Origin of the sequence: Parvularcula sp. IMCC14364 (assembly GCF_030758415.1) — a bacterium.
Lineage (GTDB): Bacteria > Pseudomonadota > Alphaproteobacteria > Caulobacterales > Parvularculaceae > Aquisalinus.
The window spans coordinates 1825050-1844332 of the sequence record NZ_CP132334.1; the positions used below are offsets into that span (position 1 = coordinate 1825050).

16 protein-coding genes, 1 tRNA gene and 1 pseudogene are annotated in these 19283 nt (G+C 52.6%); 10 read left to right on the forward strand and 8 right to left on the reverse strand.

From position 1 onward, the window contains the following. The first annotated feature begins 429 nt into the window (after window positions 1-429). The 3 genes and pseudogenes from RAL90_RS08815 to RAL90_RS08825 all read left to right on the forward strand — a co-directional run bounded on the left by RAL90_RS08815 (window position 430) and on the right by RAL90_RS08825 (window position 1888). Window positions 430-1029, forward strand: coding sequence for a hypothetical protein (locus tag RAL90_RS08815; protein ID WP_306249707.1), 600 nt, complete (start codon window positions 430-432; stop codon window positions 1027-1029). Window positions 1030-1055: 26 nt separating this feature from the next. Beyond that, window positions 1056-1277: pseudogene (locus tag RAL90_RS08820) on the forward strand (transposase); the annotation flags it as partial. 293 nt (window positions 1278-1570) lie between these two features. Continuing rightward, the gene (locus RAL90_RS08825) at window positions 1571-1888 is read left to right on the forward strand and encodes a hypothetical protein (RefSeq protein WP_306249709.1); all 318 of its coding nucleotides are present in this window, start codon (window positions 1571-1573) and stop codon (window positions 1886-1888) included. Here the strand turns inward: RAL90_RS08825 and RAL90_RS08830 are convergent. Next, window positions 1840-2673: an IS5 family transposase gene (locus tag RAL90_RS08830; protein ID WP_306249540.1), complete on the reverse strand. Its 834-nt coding sequence runs from the start codon at window positions 2671-2673 to the stop codon at window positions 1840-1842. The two genes, RAL90_RS08825 and RAL90_RS08830, sit on opposite strands and share 49 nt — an antisense overlap. 555 nt (window positions 2674-3228) lie before the next feature. Here RAL90_RS08830 and RAL90_RS08835 point away from each other — a divergent pair. Together RAL90_RS08835 and RAL90_RS08840 are read left to right on the forward strand one after the other, a co-directional pair. Continuing rightward, a tRNA-Thr gene (locus RAL90_RS08835) sits at window positions 3229-3303 on the forward strand. A 90-nt stretch (window positions 3304-3393) separates the two neighbouring features. After that, window positions 3394-4662, forward strand: coding sequence for a threonine ammonia-lyase (locus RAL90_RS08840; RefSeq protein ID WP_306249711.1), 1269 nt, complete (start codon window positions 3394-3396; stop codon window positions 4660-4662). A gap of 21 nt (window positions 4663-4683) precedes the next feature. Here RAL90_RS08840 and RAL90_RS08845 read toward each other — a convergent pair whose 3' ends face one another. Then, window positions 4684-6012, reverse strand: a complete 1329-nt coding sequence (locus tag RAL90_RS08845) for an amidohydrolase family protein (RefSeq protein WP_306249713.1) — start codon at window positions 6010-6012, stop codon at window positions 4684-4686. Between the two features lie 160 nt (window positions 6013-6172). On the opposite strand from RAL90_RS08845, the gene RAL90_RS08850 reads away from it, so the two are divergent. Next, window positions 6173-8038, forward strand: a complete 1866-nt coding sequence (locus RAL90_RS08850; RefSeq protein WP_306249715.1) for a hypothetical protein — start codon at window positions 6173-6175, stop codon at window positions 8036-8038. 16 nt (window positions 8039-8054) lie between these two features. On the opposite strand, the gene RAL90_RS08855 is transcribed toward RAL90_RS08850, so the two are convergent. Beyond that, on the reverse strand, window positions 8055-8525 hold the full coding sequence (locus RAL90_RS08855) for a Dps family protein (RefSeq protein WP_306249716.1): 471 nt from the start codon (window positions 8523-8525) through the stop codon (window positions 8055-8057). A gap of 240 nt (window positions 8526-8765) precedes the next feature. On the opposite strand from RAL90_RS08855, the gene RAL90_RS08860 reads away from it, so the two are divergent. Beyond that, window positions 8766-9965, forward strand: coding sequence for a hypothetical protein (locus tag RAL90_RS08860; RefSeq protein WP_306249720.1), 1200 nt, complete (start codon window positions 8766-8768; stop codon window positions 9963-9965). Here the strand turns inward: RAL90_RS08860 and RAL90_RS08865 are convergent, their stop codons facing one another. The 3 genes from RAL90_RS08865 to aspS all read right to left on the reverse strand — a co-directional run bounded on the left by RAL90_RS08865 (window position 9966) and on the right by aspS (window position 13567). After that, window positions 9966-11174: a pyridoxal phosphate-dependent aminotransferase gene (locus RAL90_RS08865; protein ID WP_306249722.1), complete on the reverse strand. Its 1209-nt coding sequence runs from the start codon at window positions 11172-11174 to the stop codon at window positions 9966-9968. 82 nt (window positions 11175-11256) lie between these two features. Next, window positions 11257-11760 carry a GNAT family N-acetyltransferase gene (locus RAL90_RS08870; protein WP_306249723.1) on the reverse strand — a complete coding sequence of 168 codons (504 nt, stop codon included), beginning with the start codon at window positions 11758-11760 and terminating at the stop codon, window positions 11257-11259. A 1-nt stretch (window position 11761) separates the two neighbouring features. Next, window positions 11762-13567 (reverse strand): aspartate--tRNA ligase, encoded by a 1806-nt coding sequence (gene aspS, locus RAL90_RS08875; RefSeq protein WP_306249725.1) that lies wholly within the window; start codon window positions 13565-13567, stop codon window positions 11762-11764. Between the two features lie 159 nt (window positions 13568-13726). Here aspS and RAL90_RS08880 point away from each other — a divergent pair, with 159 nt between their 5' ends. Beyond that, window positions 13727-14158: a PaaI family thioesterase gene (locus RAL90_RS08880; protein ID WP_306249727.1), complete on the forward strand. Its 432-nt coding sequence runs from the start codon at window positions 13727-13729 to the stop codon at window positions 14156-14158. A gap of 39 nt (window positions 14159-14197) precedes the next feature. Here RAL90_RS08880 and RAL90_RS08885 read toward each other — a convergent pair whose 3' ends face one another. Both RAL90_RS08885 and RAL90_RS08890 read right to left on the reverse strand, forming a co-directional pair. Beyond that, window positions 14198-15148, reverse strand: coding sequence for a patatin-like phospholipase family protein (locus tag RAL90_RS08885; RefSeq protein ID WP_306249729.1), 951 nt, complete (start codon window positions 15146-15148; stop codon window positions 14198-14200). A 48-nt stretch (window positions 15149-15196) separates the two neighbouring features. Then, a complete protein-coding gene (locus RAL90_RS08890; RefSeq protein WP_306249731.1) occupies window positions 15197-16189 on the reverse strand; it encodes an alpha/beta hydrolase in 993 nt (330 codons plus the stop codon). A gap of 109 nt (window positions 16190-16298) precedes the next feature. Here RAL90_RS08890 and cobT point away from each other — a divergent pair, with 109 nt between their 5' ends. Together cobT and RAL90_RS08900 are read left to right on the forward strand one after the other, a co-directional pair. Beyond that, window positions 16299-18152, forward strand: coding sequence for a cobaltochelatase subunit CobT (gene cobT / locus RAL90_RS08895; protein ID WP_306249733.1), 1854 nt, complete (start codon window positions 16299-16301; stop codon window positions 18150-18152). A 13-nt stretch (window positions 18153-18165) separates the two neighbouring features. Next, window positions 18166-19278: an esterase-like activity of phytase family protein gene (locus RAL90_RS08900; RefSeq protein ID WP_306249736.1), complete on the forward strand. Its 1113-nt coding sequence runs from the start codon at window positions 18166-18168 to the stop codon at window positions 19276-19278. The last annotated feature ends 5 nt before the right edge of the window (window positions 19279-19283 follow it).

Here is a 19283-nt window from a genome sequence, read left to right on the forward strand (position 1 = left end):
TCCCGGTTTTGCTCTGGCTTCGACTTCGATTCAGCAGCAGGTTTTTTTACGGCTTTGTCAGGGCTTTCCGGGGGCTTTTTTGAGTGAGGGGTTTCAGGCATCACGGTGCTCGATTGGTCAAGGCAATGCAGATACGCCCATTGCCTGCCTTACTCAAGGGCGTGTCGAGGGCTACAGCCTGATTTCAGGCAGCGAGGTTCCGCTCAAATAAATGTTCCTTACCCAGTCTGAAGAAAAAGCTGCAGTACCAGCAGCGCTCGAGGTATATAAAGCGAACAAACAGACGCCTGAGGGCCTCCTAGAGCCCATCGCCCATATGTGATAGCATCGCCTTCTGGGATATGACTGAGGGGGTCTTCAGATGACGACGATTGTAACGGTTCACGGCACCAATGCAGGCGATGAGAGCGATAACTACTGGAAAAACACATGAAACTCATTCACATTATTTTTGCACTGCTGATGGCTCTGTGCATGGCTTGCACTCCAGATCGGCCAAATGCCGTTGATCAGGATGCAGTTTTTACCGGCGGCAATTGGGGTGGTAGTGGGCATTGGCGAACCTGTAAAGAAACGGAACAGCCCAACCAATATGTCTGTACAGAACAATGGTCTGATGGCTCTATATCCCGAGCGGGCATTTACTTTCATCTTACTGAAGACGCTCTGCCTCTAAATCAAGCGACCGAACTCCCGTCAGGCTGGGCTATCTATTACAAAAGTGAAAGGCCATATTATATGCTGGCCGTGGTTCAACCAAATGATCAGAAGAAGGTGACCTACATGGCGTTGCGCCCCCAGGAATGTATTTCTGCTATCATCCAGCAAGAACCTGAAAAAGTGCAATCACTCTCTGAACGGAAGGTCGAAAATTTTGCAGAAGTCAGTCTTGACGCTTATGAATCCATTAAAATAGAATTGACTTTCGGTGTCCTGTCCAGGTTGCAGTTAGCACCATTGTCGTATGGTGACTATCGCGTCAATCCTAATTCATATGATTACTGCGAGATGTTTTTCCAGTATCCATAACGTGTTCTTAAATTTAGCCAAATCCGGAGTATGGCTATTGTGAAAGCTTTAACTCAAAACCTAGAGATGAGTTCTTGAATAGGGAGATACTCTATACACTGAAAGAAGCCCAAACTCTGATCGAATGGTGGCGACGACACTACAACACATTGCGTCCTCACTCTTCGCTGGGCTATCGCTCACCGGCCCCAATATCAATCTTGCCAAAGCCTCTCATGCCGCCTTACGTTGAAGGCGTAGCGGCATGAGGCCGCTACATCATATAGCCAGGCTTAACTCGGCAACTGGAGCACCTAAACAGGGCCGTCCAAGATGATTATAATCAAGTGGATACTGCGCATGTTTCGATCACAGCCAAGGATGGTCAGAACGATCATACGTGTTACCGCAACAATGATTTCAATGACATTCGTAGGTTTCATCTTTGCCGAGAAATATGCGGACGGATCTTTATTAATTGTATTCGCTGCCGCTTTTGCAGGTGCCCTAATCGGATTTGGGTTCGCAATGGGCAAAAATTGAAGAACCGGGAGCTCGCTTTATGAGTGAGATAGATCGTCTGAATATGCCTCAAAGCATACAACGATTTGAACAAGTCACAATTTTAATCATCTCACTGATAGCAATACGCGGGATCTTTATGATTTTGCAACTTGGCCTCTTCGGATTTGGTTTTTTTGTATTGATTTTTTTATCGTTCAGTATCTTCATTCAGGCATGGCTTTTGTTATGGGTCATAGAGAAGCGAAGTCGTATCGCTAAATGGGTGATTACACTCATCACAGCTTTAGAGTCTGAATCAAAAGTCTTTCATATGAAACATGCTCTTGCCAGTCGTCTTGTTGCGATACGGATGTGAGCCATGAATAGCCATGCGATAGCTGAGGTCCAGCATCGTTCCCAATCCTTGGCGAGACGGCGTGATCGCCCTAACCATGCGAATGTGCGTTCTACGACCCATCGCCGGGGCAGGACTTTAAAGCCTTTCATTTTATCGGATCGCTTGATGATTTCCATCCGGAATGGACCGACTTTTTTAAGTTTGCGCTTTAGCTTATCTCCCGCATAGCCACCATCGGCAAAGATATGGCGAAGCCATGGAAATTTGTCTCGCGCTTCCATCAACACCGCTGGTGCGCCGTCGCGATCCTGTACATCCGCGGCATGCACAAGTGCTGTCACCAGAAAGCCTTCCGTATCCGTCAGAATATGCCGCTTGCGGCCTTTTATATTTTTGCCCGCGTCAAAGCCAGTAATACCGCCACTTTCTGTGGTTTTAACCGACTGGCTATCGATCACACCTGCGCTGGGGTGTGGGCTTCTGCCGTGTGCTTCGCGGCATTCAAACAGCAGGCGGTGATTGATCTTTTCCAGCAATCTGTCATCACGCCACCAATAAAAATATTTCTGAACCGTCGAAAAAGGCGGGAAATCCCTTGGTAACATGCGCCATTGGCAGCCAGTAGACGCGATATACAACAAGGCGTTCATGATCTCCCGCATCGGCCACTTGCGAGGACGCCCCATCCGATTTGGAAGAGGTATTTCAGGTTCAATCAAAGCCCATTCGTCGTCCGTCAGATCACTTGCATAGCGCAGGAAACTGCGGTCATAATATGTGCGGGTGGTTTCATTCCAACTCATCTGATCCTCCGTGTCTTAAGCAAACAAAGAGAATCATAAGTCGTTGAAATCACCCAGATACTTTTGGATCAGGCTCTTAGGAACGGTTTTTCAATTGATGATTTGGTCAAGCTCAATTCCAGAAAGAGTAGTAGCCTTTGGAACTCTATACGAAATTCTTTTGACAACTCTGGGAGTGTACTCGGTTTATTTACTGCACAAATCAGAAAGCAATTCATGGTTTTCTTCCGCCGGCAAATAGCGAGAAATGTCATGAGTTACTTCCAACTCCCCAAGGTGAGAAGAAGATACTCTGCGCAGCTTGGAAACCTCAGCAGGACTTGAGGTTGCCTGAGTCGGGACGGCTTTTATCATTGGGACCTTAGACGCCGGCTCAAACGCAGACGGACGAGGCTGTTTTTTCCTCCTCCCTTGCCCCCCTCCTTGGAACGAAACAGGGGTGGTTTGGGACAGATTTGGGACTATACCTTTGCTTGTTTTTGATATGTTATGTTAGTCTCTGTCACTTTCAGTTTGACGAAACCGTACAATAATCCTAGTGGTTCTGCCTCGTTGGCCGCGGTAGCTCAGTGGTAGAGCGCACCCTTGGTAAGGGTGAGGCCGGGAGTTCAATTCTCCCTCGCGGCACCATTTTTTCATTTCCCCTGTCTATTCTGGCTACTTGCCATGTTCGCAATTTCATGATGAGAACAGTTTCTGAAATTATAGATCAGGTCAAAAATGACAGCAAAATTGGTCAATTCTGCCGAACAGGGCGCCTTGCCATCTCTTCCGGATGTTGAAGAAGACACGCTTGCAGCCATTTTGAACCGGAAGGATGCCGCGTGGTCGAATGTGGCCCGCACGCCCTGCCTCAAAGCAGAAAAACTGAGCCTGCTCTCAGGCTGTGACCTTTTCGTGAAATACGAAAACATGCAATATACTGGTGCCTTCAAGGAACGAGGCGCCCTCGCCCGCCTGCTCCATTTGACATCACAGGAGCGCGCCCGCGGCGTCATTGCTGCATCTGCGGGTAACCACGCGCAGGGCCTCGCACGCCATGCAAGCCTGTTAGGCATTAAGGCGACCATCGTGATGCCCCAGCACACGCCTTACGTCAAAGTTCAGCAGACAGAGCAACTTGGTGCAGATGTCATCCTGCATGGGGAGGATTTCGACACGGCTGATGGCTTTGCCCACCGCAAATGTGACGAGGACGGTAGCGTCTATGTGCATCCGTTTGATGACCCTCTGGTGATGGCAGGTCAGGGAACCGTGGCCATTGAAATGCTGGAGGAGCAGCCGGAACTGGATGTACTGATTGTGCCCATCGGTGGCGGTGGCCTTCTTTCAGGGATGGCAGTGGCCGCGCGCCGGCTGAAACCGTCAATCGAGATTATCGGCGTGCAGGCGGCGCTGTATCCGTCCATGCTGAATGCAATTCAGGGGCAAAACGCGCCCATTGGTGGCAACACACTGGCAGAAGGTATCGCCGTGCGCGAGCCGGGGAAAATCACACGGCGGGTGATCGCTGAGTATGTGGACGATTTTCTGACTGTCGATGAACGGGCCCTTGAGCGGGCGCTCAGTCTTTATCTCACGGTACAGAAGACGTTGTCAGAGGGCGCAGGCGCGGTTGGCCTTGCCGCTGTTCTGGCAAACCCTGGCCGATTTCAGGGTAAGCGCGTTGGAACCGTGCTGTGCGGCGGCAATATTGATACCCGCCTGCTGTCCTCAATCCTGATGCGCGATCTGGCGCGGCAGGGCCGCGTGGCGCGTTTGCGGATCGAACTTCTGGACGTGCCGGGCCAGTTGACCAAGGTGGCGGACATGATTGCGTCCGGCGGTGGTAATGTGATTGATGTCTCCTATCATCGCATCTTCAATGATCTGCCTGCAAAAGCGACTTATCTGGACATCTCCGTGGAGACAAATGACCGGCCACATCTGGACCGGATCATTGAGAACCTGAAGGCTTCAGGGCTACCTACCGTAATCGCTGACTATTAGGCCGGGTGTACGTTTCCGGTTTTATTCCTTGTACAGCACGCCTTCTTTCATCACGAACTCGACATCCAGCAGGACTGAAATGTCCTGAAGCGGATTTCCGTCAACCGCGATCAAATCTCCTAGTTTACCGGGCCGCAATGTGCCAAGGCTGTCCGACATGCCGAGATTGTCCGCCCCGGCTACCGTTGCCGAATAAACGGCTTCTGCCGGTGTCATGCCCGCTTTGACCAGCAGTTCGAATTCTCGTGCGTTGTCTCCATGCCTGGAAACGCCACTATCCGTACCAAAAGCAATCTTCACACCACCATCATGGGCGGTGCGGGCCATCTCGATCATTTGCGGCCCGACCTGTAGAGATTTCTTGCGCTGTGGTGGCGTCAGGAAGGAATTCGGGCTTTCGGCTATTTCAACGACTGTCTGCCCGGCCAATAATGTTGGCACAAGATAAGCGCCGGAACGGCGGAAAAGACGCACACTTTCCGGATCAAGATAGGTACCATGCTCAATAGAATCGACCCCGGCTTCAAGCGCCGCATCAATGCCATTCTTGCCATGGGCGTGGGCTGTGACTTTTCGCCCCATGGAGTGGGCAGTATCCATGATGGCTTTCAGTTCATCTTCAAAAAACTGCACCTCTGTGCCAGCAGCGGTATTGCTGAGTACCCCGCCAGTGGCAGTGAGTTTGATATGGTCTGCCCCGCGACGCACCTGTTCTCGAACAGCACGGCGACAGCTTTCCACCCCATCGCAGGTGCCGGAATTGCCTGACGCCTTGAACATATGAGCAATGTCATCCCGATAGCCCTGGGTACCATCCCCATGACCGCCCGTGACAGAAATCGTCGCGCCTGAGGCAAATATGCGCGGGCCTGACACCCAGCCATTGGCCGTTGCATCGCGCAATGCAAAGATCGCGTCACCGGTCCCCGCGCCGACATCACGCACTGTGGTGAAACCGGCCATGAGTGTCCGTTTCGCGTGGAGCGCGCCCATCATGGCGCGATCAGCGTCAGACATCTGTACAGTCTGCAACCGGCCCTGCGGGTTTAACTCACTGGTCAGGTGGACATGACCATCAATAAGGCCAGGCAGGACAAATTTGTCTTCAAGGTTGTGGATTTCAAGTATGTCACCATCGGCAACTCCCAGAGACTGTTCACTGAATGAGGCAGTGGGCAGAACCTGATCAATAAGTCCATCTCGAATGATAATAGAGTGCGCTTCTTTTGGAGGCTTTCCTGGCTCATCCAGCAACTGCCCGGCATGAATAACCGTGATATTCTCTGCCTGCGCCGCCCCGACAAAACCCAGCGCGCACAGCATACTCCCGATTTTTTTGACAATCTTCATGATTTCCCTCCTGCTCATTGGTGAGGAAAGGACCACATGCCACGCTGCCTCGCAAGCCCCCGGTGTCAGAGGTTATTCAGGCTATCACAGCCTTGCCCCCTGTATCTCCCGGCAACAAACGTGTTATAAGCCTTTTGTTGGGGAGTATCATGGACGCATCATGAGTGGGGATTACGATTTTCAGTTCAAGCACAAGGACCGCAAACGCCTGAACGCGGTCTCCCAACGCATCTTTGATCGTCTGGTGTCGATCGACGACAATTTCGTCAACCTCATCAATTCTGCCGAAAATGCTGTTACCGGATTTGTCATGATAACCGGGCTCGTCAGCCTGTTCGGTGGCATATGGTACGGCATAGGCCAGATTCTCGGTATGCCGTTCATGTCGGGTGTGCCTGAACGCTTCACCACAGAATCCGCGCATCTGATGATCAGCGGTGTTGTGACATTGCCGGTCTTTTTCTTTATTATCTGGCGCCCGTTACAGGCCATGTCAGACAATATACTGGAATGGGTCGGACGCTGGATCATTACCACGCGCAAGTTTGGCCAGAACAGGCAGAAAAAAACCGCCGTGCTTGATGCGGTCAGCAACTGGATGCGGACACGACCCGAGCAAGCAACCCGTATTTACGAGCAGCTCTACAAGCAGAATCCGAAAGACCTGTTCCCCCCGGAGTTGCGTGAGAAACTGGAAACACTGACTGCCGCCAACGACAAACCCTATCTGTTGATTGAGCGCTTTACAGAAATAAAGCCGTGGACCGAGTATGCGAAATACTGGTTTTTTTCTCCCCGCAATGAAGAACGCAAAATCTATTTTCTCCGCTCCCGTGCGTTGCGAAATGCCATCAAGATTGCACTGGCCTATCACATCATGAATACGGAGCTGCGCGACGAGGTGCCAGCTGGTGATCGCTGGGTGCGTGAGTACAAGACCGAGCGCAACAGACAGATCACAGCCCTTTTTGACGAGATTGATCTTCATAACAGGTTCCGCACATCCGCCCCGCATTATCGCTGGCCTGATAACGGACGTAAAAAATCCGTTGGCGAGACAGCTACACTTCGCGCCATCTCCTGTATCGAGAACCCGAGCGGGTTGCCGCTTTTCGTACTGCCCGTGAAAGATGTGATGAACGAATTCCAAGGTGTCATCCGTGACTTCTACGAAGATGCACAAGGCGAGGATGAAGCCTCCCTTGAGATACGTCAGGACAGATATGAAGCGATCATCTCCAAGCTGGCTGATATCAATGTAAAAATGTTCGGCAAATACAGCCGCAAGACATTGCTGACCACTTCAGAAACGGGGATTGAGCCTCAGCCTATCCTGCGTGATCTTGCCCTCTCCCGCGCAAGTAATGCTGACATAGAAGATGTTCTGCACGATGAAGAGCATGTTCATGACTGGGCCTTGCGCTGGGACCCGAACTTCATTGCCTGGCCGGAAATTCAGGATGATGCAGAATCCGACACAAGCCAGTCATTTGCTGTGCTTTATGAAGCCATTGAAAGAGCTGGCAGGAAAGCAACCCCCATCGTGCTGGAGCGCGGAGACACGTTGTTCATTGACAATCTGAGATGTCTGATTACCCGCCCCCTTGATCGCAAACAGGCCATCACCGGCTACCCGCAAGACTGGTGGCTGCGGGGGTATTATGGTTTCCGTATGTCCGAGCAGACCAGTTTTGACCTCTCAAGCACCAATGGCAGCTATAGCTCATTTGATGATGATGTGTACCGGGATGAATTTGGCATCACCTGGCCGTTTGACCCCAAGGAGCATGATGCACGTCACGACTCGGAGAAAGGCGTTTCGCTGAAAAGGCCTACGAAAGACAGAGCTGTTTCTTTCACCAGCAGCGACAAGGCACCTTATTGTCGTATTGAGCCGTCGCAGGAAAAAGTTTTCTCTGAGACACATGACGCCCCTGAAAACTCTGGCAGATTTTTGCGGCGGGGATCCCGGCCGGCCAAGCGCCAACCGGGTTCAATCGCACAATATCTGAAAGACTGGTTCTAGTTCGTATTATGAGCGCTCAAGCCAGATAGCTTCGCAGCATCCATGCCGTCTTTTCGTGGATCTGGATACGCTGCGTCAACAGATCTTCCGATGCATCATCGTCAGCATCATCAGCCACTTCCATAGCCTCCCGTGCACGGCGAATGAGCGTTTCCTGATCTTTCAACAGATTTACAACCATCTGTCGTGCCTCTGGCACACGGTCATTGGTCTCCTCAATTGCTGTGAGTTCAGCCAACTCACGCCCGGAGCCGGGTGCAAAGACACCAAGCGCACGTATGCGCTCAGCCAGTTCATCGAGCGCTTGCCACATTTCAGTGTATTGCTCTTCAAACATCAGGTGAAGTGTACGAAAGTCAGGACCCTGTACATTCCAGTGATAACCATGGGTTTTCATGTAGACGGCATATGTATCCGCAAGGGTTTTTTTCAGTGCCTCGGCCACCGCGATGCGGTTTTCTTCACTGATGCCAATATCGATTGTCATAGAACGGCTCCTTGGTTGCTATGAGACCGAGATAGGATTGCGTGAGGGTTTTCTCAAACAGATAATCATCACGCGACACATCTATTTTTTCGATGATAAGTTTTTGTGACACTCCTTGAATTGTGAACGCCCATTACCAATATGTAACATAACAAAAGAGGAGAAATTATGGGCGCATTGCTGGTACGGATTTTATTATCACCCATCAGATTACTTTTATGGCCATTCCGCTTCTTGCGAATGATGTTCTTGAAGCTGATCGGCAAAAGCACCAGCAGGACATTGCGTAACTCGTCCGGTAATTATCTCGCCAGCACGCATGATGATCAGTTCCGGGAAGCAGAATCTACCGCCAGTGAGGAACCCGTACGCACCAAACCTGCAGGCCTTGAGTCTCTGCTGTTTCGACAACTTGAGCGTCCACGCCTTCAGGAACGCACCGCGCCCGACATGAGTCTTGATGAAGCTCGTTTTGAAGTAGCCCATGCCGAGCGTTTCTACGCCTACAATTTCTCGCTTTTTCCACGCGGCGACTTTTTCTATGAAGAAGTGGAGCAAGAGTATCTCCACACCGCCATGGGCCTGCCGCACGAATCGACGGATGCGCGCTTCATTCGAATAATGACTCAATTCAGACGTGTTCTGAATGATAATTCCAGAAGGCTTTTTCTCTATTACACACCATTGATCTTCGCCCTTTGCCTGACAGCAAGCCTGTCGCTTGGTTTGCCCTGGTGGCAGATAACAGCGCCACGGTTCGAACAGCTTGGCGCAAGCCCGGAACAAGCCAGCCTTATACTCACTGGCCTGATAGCAACCGGTATCTATGGCATTGGTCTGGTCATTTTATTGGTGCTCTATCATTGGCCTTACAAGGTCACACAGCAACGCAACCTGTTGGGACTTGATAATTATATCACCAGCAAATTTTCCCGTGTGAACCAGAATTTTCTGGTCTCCAAGCGCCGTGCTCTGAATGTAGAGCGCAATAAACGCATGACACAGGCTGATGAACTGAGAGAAGAGGCCGGCATCTGGACACTTGCCTATAACTGGTTTGCCACGCGCCTCTTGTTGTGTGAGCAACTGGTCCGCAACAAGATATATCAGATCAGGAGAAACACGACGCTTTACGGTGTCGGCGGCATCATCGCCTGCTCCCTGTTTCTGGTTCTGTGCACCGCCGGGGCTATATGGTCCGGGATTGCTGGCGCAACACTGCCATTGCTGCTTGGCCTCTGTAGCCTGTTGTCCGTTTCCTTTATTGCGCTTGCCTATTCACTGGTGATGGGCCAGGCAATGCCCGAAATCATGAGCGTTATGCACGCCAGCGAATGGTCCCGATTCAACCAGATATCACTAGACAGGACTATCGCTGACCATGTGGGCGAGGATAAGTTGCAGATTGTGACGTTCAGAGACCGGAACAGATTTGAATAATCAGGAAAGACCTGAACAGAACCGCTGAATCCGTATGCAGGCTTCTTTCAGACTTTCCATATCTGTTGCATAGGAAATCCGGAAAAAGGGCGAGAGACCGAAAGCGGCGCCAAAGACCACGGCCACGGCTTCCTCTTCCAGCAGGGCTGAGGCAAAATCCTCATCCGTGTTCAGGATGGTTCCGCTCTTGCTGATTTTACCGATGCACCCGGCGCATGACGGATAAACGTAGAACGCACCATCCGGCGTTAGACACTCAAGACCATCCGCCTCGTTCAGCATCCGGACAACCATGTCACGGCGCGCCTTGAAGGCGTCATTCCTCTGCTGCAGGAAGCTGTGATCCCCATTAAGAGCTGCAACAGAAGCCCATTGACTCACGGAACACGGATTTGATGTCGACTGGGAAATGACCTTGCGCATGGCATTGATAAGCGGCACGGGCCCTGCCGCATAGCCAATCCGCCAGCCAGTCATCGCATAGGCTTTCGATACCCCGTTCATCGTCAAAGTGCGCCCATATAATTCTGGTTCTATCTGCGCAGGCGTTACAAACTCAAAATCATCATAAACAATATGCTCATACATATCATCTGTCAGCACAAAGACCTGTGGATGCTTCATCAACACATCTGTTAGCGCTTTCAGTTGCGCCGCGTCATAGGCAGCCCCGCTGGGGTTTGATGGAGAATTGAAGATGAGCCACTTCGTCTTGGGGGTGATGGCGGCATCGAGCGCTTCAGGTGTTATGCGGAAACCATCCTCGGCCCGCGCTTCCAGTGGTACAGGTGTACCTCCAGCCATCTTCACCATGTCAGGATAAGAGACCCAGTAAGGCGCCGGGATGATCACTTCATCACCCGGGTTCACGCTTGCCATCAGCGCTGCAAAGATCGTGTATTTGCCACCTGTAGTGACAGATATCTGGTTCGTATCATAGCTGAGGCCATTATCCCGTCGTAACTTGTCAACGATCGCCTGCTTTAACTCGGGTATGCCATCAGCCGCGGTATATTTGGTTTCGCCGCGGCGGATTGCCTCAATCGCGGCTTCCTTGATGTGATCGGGCGTATCGAAATCCGGCTCACCTGCTCCCAGACCGATGACATCGACACCCCGGTCTTTTAGCTCACGTGCCTTTTGTGAAACAGCAAGAGTAGGAGATGGTTTGACCCTGCTCAGGGTTTCGGACTGGACGAACTCTGTCATGCATCACCTCCTTTGTTGCAATGCAATACTACGACTGTTGTCTGATCAGGAAAAGCCCCAAGCTAACTCAAGTTCAGAACGATCAGACCAGTTTGAGGGTCATGGTGAGGTGTTCGCCCTTGCCGTACCAAAGATCAATTTCGTCCCGGGCCGTCTCAACGAAGCCTTCGCGGCGATAAAAATCAGCCGAAGCCTCAAGGCCATCGACTGTTTCCAGGTAAACTTCTGACCAGTTGCCCATGCGGGCGTATTCGATCGCTGATTGGAACAACTGCTTACCGACACCCAGGCCGCGCACTTCCGGTACAACCACAAACCATCGAAACTGACAGCACGCATCACGATCTATGATGGCCACGCAACCAACATCTTTACCGTCACGCTCTGCAAACCATATGCGCCCCTTGTCCGGTTCATCAAGTCGAGACTTGTCAATCGAAACGGCAACGAAGTCTGAGAAATGATTGTGAAATTTGCTATCCTGATCAACATAACCACGGCGATGAAGGTCTATTATGGCCGCAGAATGGGCGCGACCCCACCCTTCACGTATCCGGATTTCACTATATTCAGGCCCGCTGGACATTTCAGTCCTTTTTTTCCTCAATCGGCTTGACTGTGCGCAGGTGCAGCTCTTTCAGCTGCTTCTCATCAGCCTCCCGCGGCGCACCAAGCAACAGGTCCTCGCCCTGCTGGTTTAAGGGGAACATGGTTACCTCACGGATATTCTCTGTTCCCGCCAGTAACATGACGATCCGGTCTACTCCGAATGCCACGCCACCATGAGGCGGTGCACCGAATTTGAAAGCATTCAGCATACCACCAAATTTTTCCTGTACAACATCTTCGCCATAGCCCGCCAATGCGAAGGCTTTAACCATCACGTCCTGCTTATGGTTACGGATGCCACCGGAGCCCAGTTCATAGCCATTACAGACCAGGTCATACTGATGCGCCTTGATTGCAAGTATTTCGTCGTCAGTGCCGGCCGCGTTCAATGTATCCAGGCCACCTTGGGGCATGGAAAACGGGTTGTGTCCAAACTCAACTTTCTTGTTCTCTTCATCCCACTCATACATCGGGAAATCGACGATCCAGGCAAACTCGTAAGAGTCCTTGTTGGCAAGGCCAAGTTCGTCAGCGACAACATCGCGCGCCCGGCCCGCCACCGCTTCGAATTCTTTTGGCTTGCCCGCCAGGAAGAAAGCAGCGTCTCCGGCTTTAAGGCCAAGTTGTTCACCAATCGCTCGAGTGCGTTCGGGACCGATATTCTTGGCCAGTGGCCCTTTTCCGTCACCATCATCGAACATAATATAGCCCATACCGGGCAGACCTTCACGCTGTGCCCATGAGTTCATCCTGTCACAGAAAGCGCGGCTGCCCCCGGTTGGTGCCGGGATCGCACGTATCTCGTTAGATGGTTCCTCTGCGATCTTCGCAAAGATCTTGAAGCCAGACCCTTTGAAGTGTTCTGTGACAACCTGCATTTCCAACGTGTTACGCAAATCCGGCTTATCCGTTCCGTATTTCAGCATTGACTCGGCATACGGAATTTCCCGGAAGGGATATGTTGAAACCGGTTTGCCATCAGCGAACTTTTCGAACGTATCGCGTATAACCGGCCCGACAGCATCGAACACGTCCTGCTGCTCAACAAAGCTCATTTCAAGGTCGAGCTGATAGAAGTCACCGGCAGAACGGTCTGCACGAGCATCTTCGTCGCGGAAGCAGGGGGCAATCTGGTAATAGCGGTCAAAACCGGAAACCATGATGAGCTGCTTGAAAATCTGCGGTGCCTGCGGCAGCGCATAGAACTTGCCCGGATGCAGACGCGACGGGACGAGAAAGTCCCTGGCCCCTTCCGGTGAAGACGCTGTCAGGATCGGCGTCTGATAGTCCGTAAACCCCACTTCTTCCATATGGTTGCGAATCTCACGGACAACTTTTGAGCGCAAAAGGATATTCTTGTGCAGTGTCTCGCGTCGCAGATCGAGATAGCGATACGTCATGCGAATATCTTCCGGGTATTCCGGCTCGCCAAAAACCGGCAGCGGCAATTCTTCAGCCTCCCCCAGTACGTCCAGTTTCCGAATAAAGACCTCAATCTCGCCAGTCGGGATGTTCTCGTTGACCAAACCGGCATCGCGCGCTTTTACGTCTCCCTCAATGCGAATGCACCATTCGCCGCGCACGGCTTCAACGGCCTTGAAGGCTGGTGAATCAGGATCCGCAAGCACTTGCGTCACGCCATAATGGTCGCGCAGGTCAATGAAAAGTACCCCGCCATGGTCTCGCACCCGATGGGCCCAGCCACAAAGACGCACTGTCTGGCCAACATGATCTTTTCTCAAATCTGCGCAGGTATGGCTGCGATAAGTGTGTAATTCGGTCATAACGCTTGAAATTCTCCTTCAAGCGGCGCGGTATAGGGGCTTTTCGCATTTGGGGAAAGGGGCGAGAGCAAGTTCAGGTGGAAGCTGCTGCGCCCTGCCCTTGCCGGTTCGGGGCCAAGCTGCTTAGGAGATGCAAAAGTATATCAGGAGCGTATAAGGATGATAAAACCGGCAACAATCGAAAGCGGTGAGTTCAAGGGCTGGATGACATGGCCATCTGAACCGTTTGAGCATGATGTGATGGGACCGCTTCATTTTCGCATTGATGAAAAAGGCCCGGTCTGCGCCTTTCGTGCCGAGCACAGGCATATGAATTCTGGCGGCGTCATGCATGGTGGTTGCCTGATGGCTTTTGCTGATTTCAGCCTGTTCGGCATTGCCCATGAACATATGAAAGATGATGCCTATGGGCTGACCGTGGCTTTCACCTCAGAATTTCTGGATGGGCCGAAGGTTGGCGAATATGTGGAAACACGCGGCGAAGTGTTGCGCGCGGGCGGCTCACTCATCTTTGTGCGCGGGCTGATCACGTCCGATGGTCGGCCATGCATGAACTTTTCCGGCACAATCAAGCGGGGCCGCAAGAAATAAGCCCTTGCTGTAATCAACAGCGTTTCATCACTGAAGTCCCTATTCCTCGGGCTTCAAAGCCACAATCCGGTCTTTCAGATTCATCGCAGCTTCATAACCAAGGGCTGTCATCTCGTCTGGCTGATCGAATGCAGTCGGCGGGAAGTCACGCGTGTCCGGCGCGATCAGCACATCCGGGGGACAGAGAGCCAGTTTTGCGCGGGCAAGATGTGTCTGATAAATGTCAGAGGTCGCAATGACGGTTTCCATGAAATGCGGCTCTGCATCCATGCGAGACTTGGCAAGCGCCATCTGCCTTTCGACAAAGATTTGTGTGCGGTGGATCAATTCCATGGCTTGATGGGGAATAACATTATGTGCGGGCACTTCTGGCTCTTCCACAACCACCAGATCGCGCGTACGGGGACCGACAAAACGCTCCAGGGTGCGGCTATGTGCCTGCAGGTCAATCGCAATGGTTTTCGTTGCACCAAGCTCCAGCGCCAGATCAACGGGCACAGGATTGGTCAATGCCCCGTCAACAAGCCAGCGACTACCATTTTCTGTCGGCATTTTGGCCGCATGAAAAAGCATTGGAATTGAACTAGAGGCGCGCGCCGCATCAAGTACGGAGCCAGATGTCAGCCGGACTTCCTCCCCTGAAACCAGATCGGTCGCAGTCATACCAAACGGGATCGGCAGATCCTCGATATTTCTATCATACTCGCGAAAGCTCTCGAAGGCACGGCCTGGATCAAATATTCCGGCTTTGCCAAAACCAAACGCGAAATCCTTCAGGGCGCCAAGCGGGCCAAGTTCGCGTGCCCATTTTTCAAATGCCGGAAGGATACCCAACAGCCGCGCACTTGCGACCAGCGCGCCTGCTGAACAACCTGTGATGACATCTGGTCTGATGCCCATTTCATCAAGTGCAATAAGGGCGCCTTTGTGTACCCAACCCCGCGCTGCGCCAGAGCCCAGCACAAGGCCAATTTTCGGTGTTTCTGTCATAAAAAATCCAATGGATCAGGTGGAAAGCCCGCCTGAGCATACATAATATCAGGGGATAAAGCGCCGGTGCAAGGGGCGTGCACGCCTGCGCATGACACCAACTTCATTTTTTTGCTCTGTAAAAAGATTTTTCTCTGATGCAACAGCACTTTCAGGCAATGCCGCAGCCAGCGGCTGCACCCAGCCCTCGGCTGTCCACTCTTGTTCTTCGGCATACGCACGCTCAGCATATTCGCCGGGCGGCACATAGTCGAGAAAATCCCAGATTACCGGATACAAGCCATTCGATGGCATGGTCAGGTGATTACTGCCTTTGAATTTCACGAATTTTTTCGGCTGCCTCGCGAGGCGATAAAGCTTCTTCCCGTGCCGTATGGGAACAATTCTGTCACGATCACCATGCGCAATCAGCAGTGGTGCCTCAATGTTCCCAACCCAATCACGATTGCGAAATGTATCACGCATGAGCCAGCTTACGGGCAGAACAGGCATCATCTCGCGGGCGCGCCCCACAGTTGATGTGTAAGGCGCCTCCAGAATTACCGGGGAGGTTTTCACGATACTGCCGAGTTTGGCCGCAACGCCTGTCCCCAAAGAGAAACCGTGAATGGCCAACTGACTTTCAGGATAGTATTGCAACGCCCATTGCCATGCGAAATGTGCATCTTCGTGCAGTCCCTGTTCGCTGGGCTGCTGCGTCGAGCCTCCATAGCCCCGATAGGAAACAGCGATAAAGCCCGCCCCGGCAGCGGCTATGCGGCGCCAACGGCGGTTCCAGATGGAAATATTGCCTCGATTTCCATCAAAGTAGACGATCACAGGGGCGCCCGCCACCTTTGGGGCTCGGTGCCATGCATAGAGCTTTTCTTCATCAGACGGATGAAGATCAACCAGATCCACACCATCAACAGCGCAAAGGCGAGGATCAATAAGGAACTTCCAGGGGCGAAACAGGATGGATCGCTGATAGGACCAGATCAGCCAGAGTATCAGGGCATACACAATGGCTGCCGCAAGAAAATAATATAGTACTTCTGGCATATCCGCGCCCCGAAACCCCAACCCGTCCCGATGATAACATGCTCAGGAATAGCAGGCGAGCAGCATCTCAAGGCTTTGCGGCAGTGCAAACAGGCTCTAAACAGGTGCCATGAGTAATGGCGAAACACCCAAAGAAGCGTTCAAACGTGCCCTGACACAGACAACACGAGCCCTGTCTGCTGATCCTGAATCCGAAGTCGGCTTTGGTGGCGACCGGCCAGTGGTCAATGGCAATAAAGCACGTATTCCGCTTCCCGCGCGAAAACTGTCACCGGAAGCGGCTGCGATAGCGCGTGGGCAGGCTGACATTGCCGCCCTGCGTCTGGCCCATCATGACGAGACGACTCATTCACGTCTGGAGCCAGTCAACACGGATGGACGCGCCCTTTTCAGGGCCCTCGAAGAAGCCCGGGTTGAAGCCGTCGGCAGCAACGCATTGCAGGGTGTTGGGGACAACATCGATTCCCACCTTGAAAAGACGGCGCATGAGCGCGGGTATGCACGGTTGGAAAGCCGTGAGGATATGCCTTTGGCAGAAGCCGTAGCTTTAATTGCCCGCGAACGGATGACCGGCCGGTCAGTGCCCCCGTCAGCAGCAGCTATTGTCGCTCAATGGCGAACAGAAATTGAACAGCAGGCGGGCAAATCCCTGGACATGCTGGAAGATGCGCAAGCCTGCGACGATCAGGCACTTTTTGCGCAACTAGCCCAGACAATTATTGCCGACCTTGGCCTCGCAGATGAAACTGGCGAAGATCAGGATGATGAGTCGAGGTCAGAGGAGGAAGACCAGGAGCCACCGGAGGATACGGAAGAGGATGAGCCCGAAGATGATGGCGAAAGCGGAGAGGACGCACCGGACAACCACACGCCGGAAACAGGCGACACCCCGGAAGGTGATGCAGACCTGGGGGATTTCGAGGAAAGTGATACCGACCTGAGTGATGACTCTGCAGAGGAAATGCAGGGCATGGTCGTGCGCCCGAAATGGGATGGTGACCCTGCTGCAGACTACAAGATATTCACGCGCGACTTCGACGAAATTGGCCTGGCTGATGAATTATGCGACCCGGAAGAACTGGCACGCCTCAGACGGCTTCTGGATCAGCAGCTTGACAGTCTGCACACAGTTGTTTCCAGACTGGCAAACAAACTTCAACGCAAGTTGATGGCGCAGCAGAACCGTGCCTGGCAGTTTGATCTGGATGAAGGTGTTCTGGATGCGGCCCGCCTTGCGCGCGTCATCGCTGACCCTACTCAGCCATTGTCTTTCAAGCAGGAACTGGATCAGGATTTTCGGGATACAACCGTCACGCTGCTGATTGACAATTCAGGCTCCATGCGCGGCAGGCCAATTTCCATTGCCGCGATCTGCGCAGATATTCTGGCCCGCACTCTTGAGCGCTGTGCGGTGAAAGTTGAAATACTCGGCTTTACGACACGCGCCTGGAAAGGCGGCCAGGCACGAGAAAAATGGGCACAGGAAGGAAGACCGGAACGGCCTGGTAGGCTCAATGACCTGCGACATATCGTCTACAAATCAGCCGATGCGCCATGGCGCCGGGTACGGACCAACCTGGGTCTGATGTTGAAAGAAGGGTTGTTGAAAGAAAATATTGATGGCGAAGCGCTGCTTTGGGCGCATGAGCGCCTTCTTGGCAGGCCGGAAGCCAGACGCATTCTGATGGTTATTTCAGATGGGGCGCCTGTTGACGACACGACCTCATCCACCAATGGGGGCGCCTATCTTGAAAAGCATTTGCGCGAAGTTATTGGCTGGATAGAGCGCGCATCTCCAGTCGAGCTACTGGCTATCGGCATCGGTCATGACGTGACCAGGTTCTATTCACGTGCCCTGACTATCGCAGATGCAGAGCAGCTCGGCGGCGCCATGGTCGACAAACTGGCCGAGCTTTTTGAAGATGATCCTGGTCGTTTTGGCGGTCTGAAAAGGTCGGCATAAGGAAATTGCCTGAATGTTGTCCCCTGCTCTTCTTGCTGCCCTGAGCTTTTTTGTGGCTATGCCGCTGATCGCTTCTGCCTGGATCGGACACAATACCGATTCACCGGCCTTGCGAAATCCGGAAAACCTGCCGGTTGGTGCCTGGCGGCCTGTAGACGTGAAAGCGATTCAGGCCGGCACCACGGAAGATAGCGACAATCAGCCTGTTGCCCCTTTTCAGATTGGCCAGCTGAAATATCGCGGCAATCTTGTCCTCACCTCACCTGATCGGCGTTTCGGCGGATTTTCCGGATTACGCATATCTACGACAGATGAGCATTTTCTGGCTATTTCCGACCGCGCACAATGGCTGAGTGCGGTACCTGTATTCGACGCTTTCGGGGCGATCACCGACCTGAGGCAGGTGCGTATGGCAACGCTGGAGCGTTACAATGGCGAGATCCTCAGTGGTGCAGCTGGTGATGCTGAAGGTCTGGAACTGACGCCCGATGGTGGTGTCATTCTCAGTTTCGAGCGCTATCACCGGGTTGACCATTACCTGCCCGACAGATCTGATCGCTTTCGATACCGGCAGCGCCTTCTCCACAATGAGATCGTCAGGGGACTTGAGTCCAATGGTGCTCTTGAGAGTGTTGTCCTGCTGAAAGACAGCCGGGTGCTCACACTGGCCGAGTCCCCGGCACTACCCAACGCCTGGACAGACCAAGAGAGTGGTCTTGTACAGGATGGGGCTGTGCCTGGTTGGGTTTCCCCCCCGGCCATCTGGTATGAGGGCGGAGACGACTGGGCTCCTCTGGCCTATCAACCTGCAGAAGGTTTCTCGGTCACGGATATTGCTCAGGATCGCCAGACAGGGGATGTCTATATTCTTGAGCGCTTCTTCTCACGCGCAACAGGGGTACGCTGTCGCGTAACGCGCCTGGCGCTGGAAGACATCAAGCCAGGGACAGTCCTGAAAGGTGAAGAAATAGCCCGCCTGAATATGCTGCATGGTATTGATAACCTCGAAGCAATGGATTTGCGCAGGACAGAGGATGGCAGGTTGATGATGTATCTGATGTCAGATGATAATTTCAATATTGCCCAACGCACAGTTCTGATGAGCTGGGAAGTAACGGACAGATAACCACG